This window comes from Phenylobacterium sp. VNQ135, assembly GCF_049445735.1.
Taxonomy (GTDB): Bacteria; Pseudomonadota; Alphaproteobacteria; order Caulobacterales; family Caulobacteraceae; genus Phenylobacterium.
On record NZ_JBMSDS010000004.1, the window covers coordinates 100,474 to 116,860 of the forward strand.

Sequence of the window (16,387 nt, forward strand, 5' to 3'; positions counted from 1 at the left end):
ACACCCACACCGTCATCCCGGAAGCCGCGCCAGCGGCTATCCGGGACCCAGGCGCGGCCGCTCTGCCACTCGCTCTGGGTCCGATCTTTGGTTGGGTTGCTACGCGTTAACCGCTCGCTTCAGCAGCTCCAGCGCGGCGGCGGCGAAGGCCTGCATGTTGGCGGCCCGGTCGCTTTCGCCGGTCTCGATGGTGACGACGGCTTCCACCGGGCCCGCGACGGCCACGCACGTGTGCCCGGGGGCATCGCCGTAGTGGTTTCCTGTGGGGCCGGCGGCGCCAGTCTCCGAGACCGCCCAGGTGGCGCCGAATCGCTCGCGCGCCGTCCTGGCCAGCAGCAGGGCGTAGGGCTCGCTCGCCGAGCGCATGCCCCCTAGCGCCTCCGTGGGGATGTCCATGAACAGCACCCTGGCCTTGGGCGTGTAGACCACGGCGCCGCCCAGGTAGTACTTTGAGGCGCCCGGCACGGCGAGCAGCGCCGCCGACATCAGGCCGCCCGACGAGCTCTCCGCCACGGCCACCGTATGGCCAAGCTCCTTGAGCTGTTCCCCGATCTCGCCCGCCAGAGCGTTCAAGTCCGTCATTGCCCCTCTCCCGCATCAGCGCCCATGATGCAGACCATTAGAGCCAGAACGATATTGGCGGGAGGATTTCGATGGACGCTCATTCGCAGTGGACAGGTTTGGACGCCGGCCGCCTGGAGCGGATCACCGAGCATCTGCAGCGCAACTACGTCGATCCCGGCAAGATCACCGGTTGCCAGGTCAGCGTCGCCCGTCACGGCCACCTGGCCTACTTCAAGTCGTTCGGCCTGATGGACCGTGAGCGGAACAAGCCCACCCGCGACGACACCATCTACCGCATCTATTCCATGACCAAGCCGATCGCCTCGGTCGCGCTGATGACCCTCTACGAGCAGGGCCACTTCCAGCTCAACGACCCCGTCCATCGCTATGCCCCGTCGTGGCGGTACCACCGCGTCTGGGTTTCGGGCGAGGGCGACGACATGGTCACCGAGGCGCCCCAGCGTCCGGTCAGCTTCCGCGACGTGCTCTCCCACACCGCGGGCTTCACCTACGGCGGCGGCCTGCCAGGCGTCGGCCTGCAGCACCCGATCGACAAGGCCTACCGGGCGCTGAAGATCCGCTCCATCGGCGGGCAGGATTCGATGGAGACCTTCCTGCACAAGATGGGTCAGGTGCCGCTGCGCTATCAGCCGGGCACCGCCTGGATGTACTCACTGGCGACCGACGTGGTTGGCGCCCTCGTGGAGGTGATCTCCGGCAAGCCTCTCGAACAGTATCTGCGCGAGGTGATCTTCGAGCCGCTGGGCATGAAGGACACCGCCTTCCAGGTGGCGCCCGAGAAGAACGATCGCTTCGCCGCCAACTACCAGCGGACCGAGGACAAGCAGCTCAGGCTGATCGACGACCCCGAGACGTCCCAATTCACCCAGCCGCCGGGCTTCTACTCGGGCGGCGGCGGGCTCACCGGCACCAGCGCCGACTACCTCCGTTTCTGCGAGATGCTGCGCCGCGGCGGCGAGCTCGACGGCCATCGCGTGCTCGGCCCCCGCACCCTCGAGCTCATGCACATGAATCATCTGCCCGGCGGCAGGGCGCTGACCGAGCTCGCCATCGGCGCTTTTTCCGAGACGGCCTATGACGGCGTCGGCTTCGGCCTGGGCTTCGCCTCGACGCTGGGCCAGGTGGAGAGCGGCGGCTACGGCCAGGGCGACTACTACTGGGGCGGTGCGGCCTCGACGATCTTCTGGGTCGACCCGAAGGAGGACCTCAGCGTCGTCTTCATGACCCAGCTCATGCCGTCGGCCACCTTCAACTTCCGCGGCCAGCTCAAGAACATCATCTATTCGTCAATCATCGACTGACGGGCGGCGCGGGGTTAGAACCGCGCTCATGCCCATGGCCCTCGAAGACCTGGAAGCCGCCTTGAAGGAAGGCTTCCCCGGCGCCGACATCCAAATCCAGGATCTGGCCGGCGACGGCGACCATTATCGCGCGAAGATCGTCTCCAAGGCCTTCGCAGGCCTCCCCCGCGTCCGCCAGCACCAGCTCGTCTACGCCGTCCTGAAGGGTAAGATGGGCGGCGAGCTGCACGCCCTCGCGCTCGAGACCTCCGCGCCCACCTGATCGTCACCATCCGCCGATCCCCTGCTTGGTCCCGCGGGTGAAAGACGAACTCCACCCGGCGCGCGTGGGACGAAACGTCCAGGGGGCGCCGCTGGTGTTCTCCTCGTCGCCGGGCTAGCAGACCGCCCGATGATCCGCCTCGACAACATCTCCAAGCAGAACGGCCACCAGATCCTGTTCATCGAAGCTTCGATGGGCGTCCAGAAGGGGGAGAAGGTCGGGCTCGTCGGCCCCAACGGCGCCGGCAAGACCACCCTGTTCCGCATGATTACCGGCCAGGAGCAGCCGGACGATGGGCTGGTGGTGATCGATCCCGGCATGACCATCGGCTACTTCAGCCAGGACGTCGGCGAGATGTCGGGCCAGAGCGCGGTCGCGGCGGTGATGGACGGCGTGGGGCCGATCAGCGCGCTGGCGGCGGAGATGGCCGAGCTCGAGGCGGCCATGGTCGATCCAGACCAGGCGGACCGCCTAGACGCGGTGATCGAGCGCTACGGCGAGGTGCAGGAACGGTTCCAAGAACTGGACGGCTATGCGCTGGAAGCCCGCGCGCGCGAGGTGCTGGCCGGCCTCAGCTTCAGCCAGGAGCGGATGGACGCCGACGTCGGCCTCCTGTCCGGCGGCTGGAAGATGCGGGTGGCGCTCGCCCGCATCCTGCTGATGCGGCCCGACGCCATGCTGCTGGACGAGCCCAGCAACCACCTCGACCTGGAAAGCCTGATCTGGCTGGAGGCCTTCCTCAAGGCGTACGACGGCGCGCTGTTGATGACATCGCACGACCGCGCCTTCATGAACCGCATCATCGGCAAGGTTGTCGAGATCGATGCGGGCTCGCTGATCACCTACTCGGGCGACCTCGACTTCTACGATCAGCAGCGGGCGCTCTCGGAACAGCAGCGGCAGGCGCAGTACGAGCGTCAGCAGGCGATGCTGGCCAAGGAGATCAAGTTCATCGAGCGCTTCAAGGCGCGCGCCAGCCACGCCGCCCAGGTGCAGAGCCGGGTGAAGAAGCTGGACAAGATCGAGCGCGTCGAGGCGCCCCGCCGGCGGCAATCGGTCCAGTTCGAATTCAAGAGCCCGCCGCGGTCGGGCGACGACGTCATCAGCCTACGCAACGTCCACAAGGGCTATGGCGCCCAGCCGATCTACCAAGGCCTCGACTTCCTCGTGCGCCGAAAGGAACGGTGGTGCGTCCTGGGAGCCAACGGCGCCGGCAAGTCGACGCTGTTGAAGCTGGCGGCCGGCGCCATCGCGCCGGACCAGGGCGTGGTCAACATCGGGGCCAGCGTAAAGATGGGCTACTTCGCCCAGCACTCCATGGATCTCCTGGACGGCGAGGAGACGATCTTCGAGTCGCTGGACGGCTCCTTCCCGCAAGCGGGCCAAGGCGCGCTCCGCACTCTTGCAGGCTGCTTCGGCTTCTCGGGAGACGACGTGGAAAAGCCCTGCCGGGTTTTGTCGGGCGGCGAGAAGGCGCGCCTGATCATGGCCAAGATGCTGTTCGATCCACCAAATCTGCTGGTCCTGGACGAGCCGACCAACCACCTCGACATGGCGACCAAGGAGATGCTGGTGGCGGCCCTCGCGGACTTCGACGGCACCATGCTGTTCGTCTCCCACGACCGCCATTTCCTGGCCGCCCTGTCAAATCGGGTGCTGGAGCTGACCCCGGAGGGCGTGCATCAGTACGGCGGCGGCTATACGGAATACGTCGCCCGCACGGGTCAGGAAGCGCCGGGGCTGCATCCCGGCGGGTAGCGGCGTCCGCGCCTCACCCGCTTGACCCCAGGCTCCCCGCTCCCTAGCTCTGGGCCTGACGATTTCCGCCGAAAGGGCGACCCGATGACCGACGCCGCAACCGCCAACCCCGCCTTGCACGAGTGGATCGCCAAGGCGGTGGCCGACCACCCCGTGATCCTGTTCATGAAGGGCGTGCCGGAACAGCCCCGCTGCGGCTTCTCGGCCGTGGTGGTGCAGATCCTCGACCACCTGGGCGTCGACTTCACCGGCGTCGACGTGCTGCAGAACGAGCAGCTGCGCGAGGGCATCAAGAGCTTCTCGGACTGGCCGACCATCCCGCAGCTCTACGTGAAGGGCGAGTTCGTCGGCGGCAGCGACATCGTGCGCGAGATGTTCCAGTCGGGCGAGCTGAAGAGCCTCTTCGCCGAGCAGGGCCTGCTGGAGGCGTGACGAAGCTGCTCGAGCCGCCGGAGGGCCGGCAGGTCTTCCGGCTGACGTTCGAGCCCACGCCCGCCGACATCGACGAGAACGGCCACGTCAACAACGTGGTCTATCTGCGCTGGGCCCAGGACATGGGCACGGCCCACTGGCGCTCGCTCGCGCCCGCCGAGGCCCAGGCGACCTGGGCGTGGATCGCGCTCCGCCACGAGATCGACTACCGCCGCGCCCTGATGCCGGGCGAGACCGCGCAGGGCCGCACCTGGGTCTCGGACGTGGCCGAGGGACCGAGGTTCGACCGCTTCATCCGCATCGACGGGCCCGACGGCCAGATGTGCGCCCAGGTCCGCACGACCTGGGTGCTGATCGAGCAGGCGACCGGACGGCCGCGGCGCGTGCCGCCGTGGATGGTCGAGCTCTTCACGTGAACCCGACCGGCGTCTGAGGGGTTCGAGTCCGCGGGAGGGCTCCCGAACCCACGGACGAGATGCCGATCGACACCTACATCCGCGAAGCCATGCCCTGGGCGCCGCCCTGGGCCGTCGGCGTGGCCCTGACCGGGCTCGCCCTCGCCGTCGCCATCGGGCTGCACAACCTGATGGTCCGGGCCGTCGCTCGGGGCCTGCGCCGGCGCAGCGACTTCACGCGCTCGCTGGTCGTGCGCACGAAGGGGCCCAGCCGCCTGGCCCTGCTGATCTTCGCGGTCGCCTGGTCGGTGCAGATCGCGCCCATCGACGGCCGCTGGACCCGGTTCATCCAGCACAGCCTGCTGGTCGCCTTCATCGTGCTGGTCGGCTGGATGGCGCTGACCGCCCTCGACATCGGCGCGGCGCTCTACATGAAGCGCTTCCGCGTGGACGTGGCCGACAACCTTCTGGCCCGCAAGCACCTCACCCAGGTGCGCATCCTGCGGCAGGCCAGCGCCGTGCTGGTGGTGGTGCTCACCGCCGCCTTCGCCCTGATGACGGTGCCCGGCGTGCGGCAGCTCGGCGTCAGCCTGCTGGCGGCCGGCGGCGCGGCGGGCATCATCGTGGGCTTCGCCCTGCAGCCCCTGCTGTCCAACATCATGGCCGGCGTGCAGATCGCGCTGACCCAGCCGATCCGCATCGACGACGCCCTGATCGTCGAGGGCGAGTGGGGCGTGGTCGAGGAGATCACCTCGGCCTATGTGGTCATCCGCATCTGGGACAAGCGGCGGCTGATCGTGCCGCTGAAGTACTTCCTCGAAAAGCCGTTCCAGAACTGGACCCGGACCACCTCCGACCTGCTGGGCGTCGTCCTGCTCTACCTCGACTACTCCACGCCGCTGGAGCCGCTGCGCCGCCGCCTGACCGAGATCGTCGAGGCCTCGCCGCTCTGGGACAGGCAGGTGGTGGTCCTGCAGGTGACCGACGCCAAGGAGCGCACCATGGAGGTCCGCTGCCTGGTGGGCGCCCGCAACGCCGGCGACGCCTTCGACCTGCGCTGCGAGGTGCGCGAGAAGCTGATCGCCTTCCTGCAGGACAAATATCCCCACGCCCTGCCCCGCGACCGGCTGGAGCTCTACCCGCCCGAGCGCGAGGAGCCCTCAGCGCACGAGCGGATTCAGTAGCGCCACCTCCGCGCCGCGGGTCAGGCCGAGCTCGGCCCAGGTGAAGGCGAGGTCGACCTGGCCGCCAGAGCTGCGGCAGACGTCGAGCCCCTTGCGGGCGAAGGCGAGCCTCGCCGTATGGCCGTCGCGCTCCACGTAGAAGGTCCAGTCGGCCTTGGCCGTGCAGCCCCTGGACGCCACGCGGATGGTCAGGCCCTGCGCCGTCGGCCACGCCAGGTACAGCGGCTCGAGCTCGGCCATGGTCCCGGCCGCGGGCGTCAGCAGCCTGGGCGGCGGCAGGGTCGCGCACCCCGCCAGCCCAAGAAGCCCCAGCACGACCCACCTGCGATTCATCGGGCCACCATAGCAAAAGGCCCCGGATCGCTCCGGGGCCTTCGCAATCTCTTCCGAACTTCGGCGTCGGCTTACGACGCGTAGAATTCGACGACCAGGTTCGGCTCCATCTTCACCGGGTACGGCACTTCGGCCAGTTCCGGCGCGCGGACGAAGGTGGCGCTCATGCCCTTCACGTCCACGGTGATGTAGTCCGGCGTGTCGCGCTCGTGCGACTGCAGGGCTTCCAGCACCAGGGCCATGTTGCGCGAACGCTCGCGGACGGTGACCACGTCGCCGGCCTTCACGCGGTAGGACGGGATGTTCACGCGCTTGCCGTTCACCAGGACGTGGCCGTGGTTGACGAACTGGCGGGCGGCGAACGGGGTCGGGACGAACTTGGCGCGGTAGACCACCGCGTCCAGGCGCGACTCGAGCAGCGAGATCAGGTTCTCCGAGGTGTTGCCCTTGCGGCGCGCCGCCTCGGTGTAGATGCGGACGAACTGCTTCTCGGTGATGTTGCCGTAGTAGCCCTTCAGCTTCTGCTTGGCGCGGAGCTGCAGGCCGAAGTCCGACACCTTGCTCTTGCGGCGCTGGCCGTGCTGGCCGGGGCCGTAGGCGCGGGTGTTGATCGGCGACTTCGGACGACCCCAGATGTTTTCGCCCATCCGGCGGTCGAGTTTGTACTTGGCGCTATGGCGCTTGGACATATTCCACTCTCTTCGACCCGAGCCGGCGCCCCCGATATGGCGGCGCGATCTCAACGGCGGCTTCGCATCAACCCGTCATAGGCTTCCGGCCACGCAGGCTGGGCCCGGCGGCGGAAGAGGCGCGGATATGCCGACTGGGGCGGGACGAGTCAAGTTTGGCGGGGGCGCTTACGGCATCCCCTCTCCGGCGCCATCCGGTTCTGGCGAAGCCAGGGACGGCGACCCATCGGTGCGGGCGTATGACGATGGAGGCGGGCCGGCGGCGGCGCGAGCCCCCTTCCCGCGGCGTTTATGGGTCCCGGTCTTCGCCTGCGGCGAAACCGGGATGACAGTGCTCGTCCATCAGGTCGCCCGGCTGGATGCCGGGGGCGGTGCTCCACACCACCTTGCCGCGCCGGAGCGCCTCGCGTTCCTCGGGCGTCTGGTCGGGGTGATCGGTGAACTTGCGCACCACCACGACCATCGGCTGCTCGCGGGCCAGCGCCTCCTCGGGCAGCATGCGCTCGCAGTACTTGTTGGGCGCGAGGCGGGCCGTCTGCCACTTGTTGGCGTCGATGCGGGCGCGCGCGACCCAGACCGTTTGCGGCGTGGCCCACAGCGCGATCTCGCGCACCTCGTCGAACAGGTAGTCGCCCTGGAACTGGCGGGCGTCGACGTACATCTCCTGGAACGCCGGGATGCGCCGCACCCACTTATAGACCGTGCCCGCGTGCGGCATGTCGGGGTCGTGGCAGATGGCGATCAGGCTCTCGCCGTTGGCCAGCCGCTCGCAGATCCGCTCGCCCAGCTCGGGGGTGTAGGTGCTCTGGCGGAAGTCGAAGGGCTTGGGCCGCGTCAGCGTGCCGCCGTCGCGCAGCCGGTCCATGCGCCGACGCGCGAGCCTCGCCAGCCGCTGGGCCCGCGACAGCGCGCGGTGGAAGTCCGGATGCGCCTGGCGCCACTCCCAGATCCCGGTGCGGCTGGGCATGTGCGGATCGCGCTCGATCGAGCTCAGGCTCTCGCCCGCGCTCACCCGCGCGAGGATCTCCCGCGTGACCCCTTCGGTGAAGCGCACGGGTTCGCGCCGGGGCGCACGGCCCCCGCGCGGCGTGCAAGCGCCGTCGTCCATGTTCCCGATGCTCGTCTCCCAGGCGCGCCAGCCGCACGCCGCCCAGCGCTAAAGGTGCCTCAGGGGCGTGGTGATGTCAAGAACAAAATGGGAACATCGAGGCGGGCGGCCGCTTGTGGCGCCAAGCAGCCCCTAGGCTGAGGAATGTGGCGCAAGTGCCGTGCCGAACCTGGCTCCTCGGCCAGCGGACGTGAGGTCGCGGTGAAGCCGCAGTCTCGCTGACGGCACGCCGGAGGTCACCGCGAGCTGAGCGCAAATGCGGTGGGATGTCGCAGTTGCGCTGCGTCAATCAATATTTAGCAGCGCCTGTGCTTCGTCACATTTGATGAAAGTCTTGGCTTCACTTGCGGCCTTGCTCGGTTGCGCCTGCATAGCGGCGCCGGCGTTCGCCGCCGATGAAGGCCAGCCGAGCACGTTCGAGGTCGAGCTCGGCGCGGTGTCTGACTATCGCTTTCGCGGACTTTCACTCTCGGACGAACAGCCGGCGCTGCAAGGCGGGGTCACCGCCTCGCTCGCAAACGGCGCCTACGGCTACGCCTGGGCGTCGACCATCGCCGAATATGGCGCAGGCGCAGACGGAAAGGGCGCAACGGTCGAGGTGGACCTCGTGTTGGGTTGGGCGGGATCGGTCGCGGGATTCGACGTCGACGCCTCAGCTCAGCTGTATATCTATCCCGCCGGTCGTGACGTGAACTATGTGGAGCTCCCCATCTCGCTGTCACGCGCGACGGGGGCGTGGCGATGGACCCTCGGCGGCGCCTATGCGCCGGCGCAGGAGGCCCTCGGAAACCAGGATAACCGCTACGGCTGGGTCGCCATCGCGTGGCAAGGCGCGCCCGTGCAGGTCGAGCTGCGCACGGGCTATGAGGACGGCGCCTATGCGCCCGGCGGGAAGTGGGACTGGTCGGCCGGCGTCAGCCGCACCTTAGGCTCCCTCGCAGCCGGCGTCGCCTACGTCGACAGCGACGAACGGGGGAGTTCGGCGGGGATCGTCGCTTCGCTGAAGGCGACGTTCTGAGGGTGCCGTGAACCAAGCCCATCCGGAGACGCGCGCTTCGCAATCGCCGAATACGGTGATGGCCATGGCGATCGCCGTGGCCCTGATCCTGCTCACCGCCTGCGGGGGCCTGATCTACTACGCCAGCGCCGCCGTCAACGGGATCACCGAAGCCCGCGAACGCCAACTGATGGATCGCGCAATCGTACGCAATCTGGCGAGGCTAAAGGACGACGTCACATCCGTCGCCGTGTGGTCCGATGCCTACGACTTCACGGCCCGCACCTACGATCCGGCCTGGGCCCAGGTGAACTATGGCGTCTATTTCGCCCAGTACCTGCGCCACGACGTCAGCGTTGTCCTCGACGCCCACGATCGGCCTATCTACGCCGCGATAGCTGGGGAGAAGGTTCAGCCGGCCAGGCTTGCCCCGTTCATCGTTGCAATCCGGCCGCTGGTCGCGTCTGCGCGGAACCGGGCGAACCGGAAGATCGCCGCAGATCCCAAGGCGCTCGGGTTCGCCCGGGTCGGCGCCGCAGAAGCCGCGGTGCGGGTCGGCGAGCGGGTCTTCCTTGCGAGCGCCTCGACCGTGGTCCCGGAGCCCGATTACGCCAAGCCCCTCCTGGCCGTCCCGGATCCCATCGTGATCTCGGCCAAGGGCATCGACGCCTCGTACCTCAAAGGGTTGGACAAGGATTTCGGGCTGAAGCGTGCGCGCCTTCTGCCGGCCTCCACCTTGGCTCACCCGGTCAGCATCCTGCTGGGCGCAGATGGGCGAGCGCTGGCCGCGATCGGTTGGGAGCCGGAGCGACCGGGGATCGGCGTCTACCGCGATGCCATGTGGTCCATCATCGTCCTGGGGCTTGTAGTCACCGGCGCGGTGGCGCTCCTGATCCTCCGGCTTCGACGGATGGCGGCGGATGTGGAGCGAGCGCGAGCCCGGGCCGAAGCCGGCGATCAGGCCAAGGCCGCTTTCATCGCCAACATGAGCCACGAAATCCGCACGCCGCTCAACGGGGTGCTCGGCATGGCCCAGGCGCTCGATGGGTACGATCTTGGGCCGGAGCAACGGGCATGCGTAAAGGTCATCCGTGACTCGGGCGCGACGTTGCTTGGCGTGCTGAACGACGTGCTCGACCTCTCCAAGATCGAGGCGGGCAAGCTGGAGATCGCTGCAGCGCCGTTCCGACTCGACGAGCTGGCCGAGCAGGTCTGCGCCACCTTCAGCGAACTCGCGGCGGCGAAGGACATCGGGCTGGCGGTTCGCATGGAGGGCGTGATCGCCGGCTTGTGGATCGGCGACGCCTTGCGCATTCGGCAAGTGCTCTCGAACCTGGTCTCGAATGCGGTGAAGTTCACGTCGGAGGGGGCCGTCACGCTCGTCGTCGAAGCCTGTTCGGCTGGGGTGCGTCTGTCGGTCGCCGACACCGGGATCGGCCTCTCGGAGGATCAGCTTCCAGGGCTGTTCGACAAGTTCTCCCAGGCTGACGCGTCCACGACCCGCCGGTACGGCGGCACCGGCCTTGGCTTGTCAATCTGCCGTGAGCTCGTGGTTCTGATGGGCGGCGCGATCGAGGTGAGCAGCCGCCCCGGGGAAGGTTCCACCTTCTCGGTCACGCTGCCGCTTCGGCGGACGGCCGCACAGCCGAACGTGCATGCCGATCCGGCCGACAGACGCGCGAGCCGGCAGGCGTTGAGGGTGCTTGCGGCGGAGGACAATCCGACCAATCAGCTGGTGCTGCGCGCGCTCCTGGGCCCGCTCGGTGCGGACTTGACGCTGACGTCCAACGGCCGCGAAGCCGTCGAAGCCTTCGCGGCTGCGGCGTTCGACATCGTCCTCATGGACGTGCAGATGCCCGAAATGAACGGCCTCGACGCAACCCGTGCAATCCGGGAGATCGAAGCCACGCGCGGCATGAGCCGTACGCCCATCCTCGCGCTGACCGCCAACGTCTTGGCTCACCAAGTCGAAACCTATGCCGCCGCCGGCATGGATGGACATCTCGCCAAGCCGCTCGATGCGGCGGCTCTCTATGCGGCGCTGACGGCGACATTCTCCGATGTAACCGACGAGCCGGCGGCCGCTTAGCACCTCGCACGAAGCGGCCTGCGGCGCCTCATCACCGCCGCCCGTTCGGTAGACGACATAGCCACACTCCTTGAGCGCTTCGACACGCTGTGGGCTTGCGCGGCCAGCCTAGAACGTCGATGTAAGGTCTGCGGAAAATAGAGCAGCAGGTTGGTAGCTCCTGCGCCCGTTCCTGCGGGTTCTTCCCGGCCGCGGCGTCGACCCGACTTGTCGGGGGAGGCGCTGGCCCGCTGGGTTCTCGCGATCTCCTTGGATGACAATAAGGAGATTCAGATGCTGGCGCATCTCAGGCCTTCCGCGCGTCCGACCTCGACACGGTGGCCCTCGCAGGGCGGCGCCATCCTTCCGCCGACGCCCGCGGCATCGCTCCCGCACTTTCTCCCCCCGCTCGGGCGCGGAATGGGCTAGGTGGACGCTTCCCCCAGCCAGAGAGACGCCCATGCCCGCCTACACCATCGTCACCACCAGCGCGGCGCAAGGCAGCGACGAGGCCGAGATCAACACGCTGGCCGACGATTTCGGCAACGAGAGCGAAGCGGTCGGGTACTCGCGCCGGATGGCGGACGAGATGCTGGGCCTGGCCGCGCAGCTCGCCCTCGACTTCGACTACAGCAACGTCAGCCTCTATGAGGGCGACCAGATCGACGCCGAGCTCGATCCGCGGGACCCGACCTTCGTCGGCATGTGGGTGCTGGACGAGGCGGGCGTCGCCTTCATCGGCGCGGCCGAGGTGCGAGAAGACGACGGCGCCGGCGAGCCTGGGGCCCAGTAGGGCGCCGGGCGCCGGAGGGCGCACGGCGGCCGCTCCCGACGCACGGCGAGCCCGCCGCCTGGATCAGGCGGAGATCGCGGGCAGGTCGCCCAGGAAGTCGCGCTTGCCCAGTTGCACGCCGCGCGCCCGCAGCAGGTCGTACGCCGTCACGGCGTGGAAGTAGAAGTTCGGCAGCGCATAGCCGATGAGGAAGTTCTCGGCCGTGAAGTCGCGCTTCAGGCCCTTGAACTCGAAGCGGACCGGCTTGCCGACGAAGCCGTCGATCTCGGCGGGGTCCAGGGCCGCCAGGTCCGCGCGGGCGGCGGCGACCTTGTCGCGAAGCTCGGCGAAGGTGGCCGGCGGGGGCGCCAGGCTGGGCGTGGCGAAGCCTTCACGGACGCTGTGGACGGCGCCGATGGAATGCTCGGCGGTGGACTTCACCTGATAGGTGAAGGGCAGCATGTCGGCGATCAGGCGCGCGCCAATGACCTCCTCGGCCGGCGTGTTGGTCTCGGCGCACCAGGTCTCCGCGCGGTCCACGAGGCGAGCGACCGAGCCCAGGATCTGCAGGTAGGGCGGGATGGTCGCGGCGTGCAGCGAGAAGCTCATCGGGTTTCCTAGTTCTGTGGCGGGCGCCGAGCCGGAGCGCGCCTGGAGGCGGGGCAAGGCGGCCCGGACAGCTGCGAGCCTTATCAAATCGGTCCGGGAGACGACACCCAGCTCTGCCGCAGGTCAGGCGCGGGCGTCGCGTTCGATCCGGATCAGTTCCAGCACGCCGACGATCTGGCGGGCGCGCCAGTTGCTGATCAGGTAGGCCACGGGCCCGATCGCCAGGGACAGGGCCAGGACCAGGCCGTCGAACATGTGCTCGCGCACGAGGCTCGCGAGGTCGTCGCCCAGGATCTCGGCGACCAGGGCGGTCACCGTGACCGGCACCGTCAGGTAGCTGATGACCACCGCGCGCATCATCTGTTCCTGGCGGCGCGCGTTCAGCGCGGCCAGGGCGGCGACGGCGTCGAAGGTCCTGGCGTCGACGTCCTCCAGCAGCGCGAAGGCGCGCTGGGTCGAGCGGTTGCGGCGGAAGCCGCTGAGGAAATCCACGCCGATGTAGCCGTAGGACCCGGGCGTGTAGAACCACGACGGCATGAAGCTCCAGGCGGAGAACTCGTTCTTGAGCTTGCGCCACAGGGTCCAGCACGCCAGCTCCTGCCCGCCGGCCGCCTCGCCCGCTTCCTTCGCCCCCATGCCCCTCGACCCCAAACTGGAGATTCGGGACGACCCTAGCTGGGGCGGAGCGGTCTTGCCTACCCGGGAAGCCCGGACGATCCGCCGCCGGTCCCTCCCCGCTAGCGTGCGACCGCCTGGACCTTGGGCGCACGCCAGCGGCCGTCGATCAATTCCTGCCGCGGCAGGTAGGCCCGCAGGCTCATCGTGAAGGGACCGGTCTTGGGCGCGGGCAGCCAGTTGGCGGTGCGGGCGCCGCCCGGATCGTCGCGGGCGATCCAGATGTCCAGAGAGCCATCCGCGTTCCGGGTCAGGCCCGGCGTGCGGTCGCCGATGGCGTAGCGCCTGGCCGGGTTCTCCACGAGGAAGAACTGCCCGTCGGGCGTGCCCTCGTACATGGTCAGCGACCAGAAGCCGTCGACGGGCGGCAGCTTGCCGGCCGGGAAGTGCAGGCGGTAGGGCCCCGCGCCGGTGAACATCCGCCCGGTGTCGCCCTCGGGGTGCATGTACATGGCCTCGGCCGGCGGCAGCGCCGCGAGCCCGCCCAGCGCCACGGCGGCGCGGAAGGCGTAGGCCTGGTTGTAGAAGCCGAGCGTGTTGGGCGGATAGGTCCAGCCGTCGACCAGGCGGCCGGCGCCCGCGCCGATGGGGCCGGCGCTGCGCAGGGCGGCCTTGGCCTCGGCGACCCCGGCCTCGATCTCGGCCACCTGGGCGCCGGAGAAGCGGCTCCGGTCGAACTGGCCGGCGGCGGTGAGGCCCAGCGGCGCGACCCGGGCGAAGAACGCCCCGTCGGTGGCAGGCGGCGGATCGGCCTTCAGCATGGCGGCCACGCCATCGAAGTAGTCCAGCGCCGGCGCCTGGCGGCCCGGAACCTTGGGCCAGGCGGCGGACAGGGCCTGGCCGGTCGGGCCCTCCAGGGTGAGCCCAGCCTGCACCTTGTGCACCGCCGGCAGGTCGGCCTCGCCGTCGACCAGCGTGCGGGCGAGCAGCCAGGCGTGCGGCGTGGCGATGCGGACGACGTCGGGTCCGCCGCCGGCCTGGCCGGGGCCGACCAGGGTGAAGCGGCCTCCGTTCCGGCCGGTCGTGCGCGTGCCGAGCACCGCGTCGTTGTCCGTGAACATGTTCATGGCCGCCACCGAGATGTAGCGGTCGCCGGTCGGCGGGATGGTCAGCGTCACGGGGCCCTGGGTGAGGTCGAGCCAGGCGCTGGAGTAGAGGGTGTCGTTGTTGGGCGCGGTGACGGCGCGGCTCTCCGGCCCGGCGAGGCGGCGGGCGTGGCCGAAACGGTTCACGCCGGGGTTCAAGCCCGCGAAGGCGCGCGCGCGGGTGCCGGCCATCTCGATCAGCGGCAGGCCGTAGAGCCAGGCCTCGCGGGCGGCGGCGCGCAGGCCGGGCGCGGGCTGGGCGTTCGCCAGGCGCGGCGCCAGGCCGGCCGCTCCGGCGGCCAGCAGCAGGTCTCGACGGTTCATTTCGGCTCCCCCTTTTCCTTCTTCGCGATCTTCTCCAGCACCTTGCCCCGGCCGCGGCTGAGCGCGGTCACGACCCCGCGCAGGGTGCGGACCTCCTGGTCGGTGAACCGGGCCTTGCCCAGCGCCGAGCGCAGGTTCTGGATCATGTTGGGCGTCTTCTCGGGCGGATGGAAGAAGCCGGCGGTCTCCAGCTCGCGCTCCAGGTGCTCGTAGAGGCCGAGCAGGGCCTCGCCGGTGGCGGGGCCCGGCCCCTCGCGGAAGTTGGGCGGCGGCCGGTCGGCGGCGGTGGCCTGCCACTCGTAGGCGTTGATGGCGACGGCCTGGGCGAGGTTCAGCGAGCGGAAGCGCGGATCGATCGGGATGGTCACCACCGCCTGGCACAGCGCGATGTCCTGGGTCTCGAGGCCCGCCCGCTCGCCGCCGAACAGCAGGCCGGTGCGCTGGCCCTCGGCGGCGGCGGCGTGAAGCTCGGCCGCGCCCTGGCGGGGGGTGATGACCGGCAGGGTCAACTCCCGCGGCCTCGCCGTCGTGGCGAACACCAGCGTCAGGTCGGCGATGGCCTCGGCGACGCTTGCGAACACCCGGGCGCCGTTCAGCGGCCAGTCGGCCCCGGACGCCGAGGCCCAGGCCCGCTCCTGCGGCCAGCCGTCCCGCGGATTGACCAGCCGGAGCTCGGAGAGGCCGAAGTTCGCCATCACCCTCGCCACGCTGCCGATGTTCTCCGCGAGCTGTGGCGCGTTCAGGATGACGACAGGAACGGTAGGCGAAGCTTCGGACATGCCGCGTTTAGAGAAGGACGCCCGCAGGAACGCAACCCCAAGCCGTCGGCGCGTGCTGGCCGGTGGGGCCTGCGCGGGACTGCTGGCGGGTTGCAACGACGAGCCCCTGACGGCGTCGACGACGCCCCGGCTGGACATGGACCGGCTGAACGCAGGCGTGGCCGCGATCGCGGCGCGGGTGCGGCCGGCGGCGCTGGGCATGGGCCTCACCAACCTGGAGAGCGGCGAGCACTTCAGCTTCGCCGGCGACCGGCCTTTCCCCCTGGCGGCCGCCTTCGCGCTGCCCCTGGCGGCGGCGGTCACGGCCGAGATGGAAGCGGGGCGGCTGCGGCCCGACGAGCGGCTGGTGCTGGACGAGCAGCAGCTCTCGCCGCCGCCCTCGGCGATCGGCCAGGCGTGGCCGGCGCGGCGCGACTTCACGGCGGGCGAGCTGATGCAGGCGGCGCTCGACGGCGACAGCACGGCGGCCGACGTGCTGATGAAACGGATCGGCGGCCCCGGCGCGGTGACCGCGTGGCTGGACGCCAAGCGCGTGCGGTCCATCCGCGTCGACCGCTATGCCCGGGAGGTGATGGTGGAGCGCCATGGCCTGCCCTCGTTCCGGCCGGAGTGGCGCACGGAGGGCGTGTTCGCCCAGGCGCTCGCGATGCAGCCGCAGGCGGCGCGGCTGGCGGCCATGCAGCGCTACATGGCCGATCCGCGGGACACCGCCACGCCGACGGGCATGCTCGACTTCCTGGGCATGCTGGGCGGCGGAGAGCTGGTTTCCGGCGCGGCGGGGCGCCGGCTGTTCCGGATGATCCGCCGTGGACAGGGCCGGGCGCACATCGTCTCGACGGCCAGACCCGATCTCGGGATCACGCCGGCGCTGGCCGACGTCGGCGTGTTCGTCCTGCCCGGCCGGCGGGCCTATGCGCTGGCGATCTTCGCGACGGGGCTCAGGCTGGACGGGCCGGGCCGGGCAAGGCTGCTCGCCGATCTGACGGCGCTGGCGCGGGGCAGCGTCGGTTAGGCGCGCCCCCGGAGGCCTT

18 protein-coding genes are annotated in these 16,387 nt (G+C 69.6%); 10 read left to right on the forward strand and 8 right to left on the reverse strand.

The annotated features are described in order from the left end of the window. Positions 1–99 precede the first annotated feature (99 nt). The gene (locus tag ACO2Q0_RS15220) at positions 100–582 is read right to left on the reverse strand and encodes a CinA family protein (protein ID WP_423352367.1); all 483 of its coding nucleotides are present in this window, start codon (positions 580–582) and stop codon (positions 100–102) included. A 71-nt stretch (positions 583–653) separates the two neighbouring features. On the opposite strand from ACO2Q0_RS15220, the gene ACO2Q0_RS15225 reads away from it, so the two are divergent. From ACO2Q0_RS15225 to ACO2Q0_RS15250, 6 genes are all read left to right on the forward strand, one after another. Further along, a complete protein-coding gene (locus ACO2Q0_RS15225; protein ID WP_423352368.1) occupies positions 654–1,886 on the forward strand; it encodes a serine hydrolase domain-containing protein in 1,233 nt (410 codons plus the stop codon). A 28-nt stretch (positions 1,887–1,914) separates the two neighbouring features. Next, positions 1,915–2,148 carry a BolA/IbaG family iron-sulfur metabolism protein gene (locus tag ACO2Q0_RS15230; protein WP_423352369.1) on the forward strand — a complete coding sequence of 78 codons (234 nt, stop codon included), beginning with the start codon at positions 1,915–1,917 and terminating at the stop codon, positions 2,146–2,148. A gap of 129 nt (positions 2,149–2,277) precedes the next feature. Continuing rightward, positions 2,278–3,906 carry an ABC-F family ATP-binding cassette domain-containing protein gene (locus ACO2Q0_RS15235; RefSeq protein WP_423352370.1) on the forward strand — a complete coding sequence of 543 codons (1,629 nt, stop codon included), beginning with the start codon at positions 2,278–2,280 and terminating at the stop codon, positions 3,904–3,906. An 84-nt stretch (positions 3,907–3,990) separates the two neighbouring features. After that, positions 3,991–4,338, forward strand: a complete 348-nt coding sequence (gene grxD, locus ACO2Q0_RS15240; RefSeq protein ID WP_423352371.1) for a Grx4 family monothiol glutaredoxin — start codon at positions 3,991–3,993, stop codon at positions 4,336–4,338. Then, positions 4,335–4,754, forward strand: coding sequence for an acyl-CoA thioesterase (locus ACO2Q0_RS15245; RefSeq protein WP_423352372.1), 420 nt, complete (start codon positions 4,335–4,337; stop codon positions 4,752–4,754). Before grxD ends, ACO2Q0_RS15245 begins: the two co-directional genes overlap by 4 nt. A 59-nt stretch (positions 4,755–4,813) precedes the next feature. Next, entirely contained in the window at positions 4,814–5,917 is a 1,104-nt protein-coding gene (locus tag ACO2Q0_RS15250; protein WP_423352373.1) for a mechanosensitive ion channel family protein, read from the forward strand. Here the strand turns inward: ACO2Q0_RS15250 and ACO2Q0_RS15255 are convergent. The 3 genes from ACO2Q0_RS15255 to ACO2Q0_RS15265 all read right to left on the reverse strand — a co-directional run bounded on the left by ACO2Q0_RS15255 (position 5,894) and on the right by ACO2Q0_RS15265 (position 8,047). Then, positions 5,894–6,250: a hypothetical protein gene (locus tag ACO2Q0_RS15255; RefSeq protein WP_423352374.1), complete on the reverse strand. Its 357-nt coding sequence runs from the start codon at positions 6,248–6,250 to the stop codon at positions 5,894–5,896. The two genes, ACO2Q0_RS15250 and ACO2Q0_RS15255, sit on opposite strands and share 24 nt — an antisense overlap. A gap of 71 nt (positions 6,251–6,321) precedes the next feature. Then, the gene (gene rpsD, locus ACO2Q0_RS15260; protein ID WP_423352375.1) at positions 6,322–6,939 is read right to left on the reverse strand and encodes a 30S ribosomal protein S4; all 618 of its coding nucleotides are present in this window, start codon (positions 6,937–6,939) and stop codon (positions 6,322–6,324) included. Positions 6,940–7,228: 289 nt separating this feature from the next. Continuing rightward, on the reverse strand, positions 7,229–8,047 hold the full coding sequence (locus tag ACO2Q0_RS15265) for a hypothetical protein (RefSeq protein ID WP_423352376.1): 819 nt from the start codon (positions 8,045–8,047) through the stop codon (positions 7,229–7,231). 256 nt (positions 8,048–8,303) lie between these two features. Here ACO2Q0_RS15265 and ACO2Q0_RS15270 point away from each other — a divergent pair, with 256 nt between their 5' ends. The 3 genes from ACO2Q0_RS15270 to ACO2Q0_RS15280 all read left to right on the forward strand — a co-directional run bounded on the left by ACO2Q0_RS15270 (position 8,304) and on the right by ACO2Q0_RS15280 (position 11,905). Next, positions 8,304–9,065: a TorF family putative porin gene (locus tag ACO2Q0_RS15270; RefSeq protein ID WP_423352377.1), complete on the forward strand. Its 762-nt coding sequence runs from the start codon at positions 8,304–8,306 to the stop codon at positions 9,063–9,065. Positions 9,066–9,123: 58 nt separating this feature from the next. After that, entirely contained in the window at positions 9,124–11,133 is a 2,010-nt protein-coding gene (locus ACO2Q0_RS15275; protein ID WP_423352378.1) for an ATP-binding protein, read from the forward strand. A 439-nt stretch (positions 11,134–11,572) separates the two neighbouring features. Then, positions 11,573–11,905 (forward strand): hypothetical protein, encoded by a 333-nt coding sequence (locus tag ACO2Q0_RS15280; RefSeq protein WP_423352379.1) that lies wholly within the window; start codon positions 11,573–11,575, stop codon positions 11,903–11,905. A 63-nt stretch (positions 11,906–11,968) separates the two neighbouring features. On the opposite strand, the gene ACO2Q0_RS15285 is transcribed toward ACO2Q0_RS15280, so the two are convergent. The 4 genes from ACO2Q0_RS15285 to ACO2Q0_RS15300 form a co-directional block, all read right to left on the reverse strand. Then, positions 11,969–12,493, reverse strand: a complete 525-nt coding sequence (locus ACO2Q0_RS15285) for a DUF1993 domain-containing protein (protein WP_423352380.1) — start codon at positions 12,491–12,493, stop codon at positions 11,969–11,971. A gap of 123 nt (positions 12,494–12,616) precedes the next feature. After that, entirely contained in the window at positions 12,617–13,129 is a 513-nt protein-coding gene (locus ACO2Q0_RS15290; RefSeq protein ID WP_423352381.1) for a hypothetical protein, read from the reverse strand. Between the two features lie 101 nt (positions 13,130–13,230). After that, on the reverse strand, positions 13,231–14,577 hold the full coding sequence (locus ACO2Q0_RS15295; protein WP_423352382.1) for a DUF1254 domain-containing protein: 1,347 nt from the start codon (positions 14,575–14,577) through the stop codon (positions 13,231–13,233). Next, positions 14,574–15,356: an RNA methyltransferase gene (locus ACO2Q0_RS15300; RefSeq protein WP_423352383.1), complete on the reverse strand. Its 783-nt coding sequence runs from the start codon at positions 15,354–15,356 to the stop codon at positions 14,574–14,576. Before ACO2Q0_RS15300 ends, ACO2Q0_RS15295 begins: the two co-directional genes overlap by 4 nt. 52 nt (positions 15,357–15,408) lie before the next feature. On the opposite strand from ACO2Q0_RS15300, the gene ACO2Q0_RS15305 reads away from it, so the two are divergent. Beyond that, on the forward strand, positions 15,409–16,368 hold the full coding sequence (locus ACO2Q0_RS15305; protein ID WP_423352384.1) for a serine hydrolase: 960 nt from the start codon (positions 15,409–15,411) through the stop codon (positions 16,366–16,368). Positions 16,369–16,387: the final 19 nt, after the last annotated feature.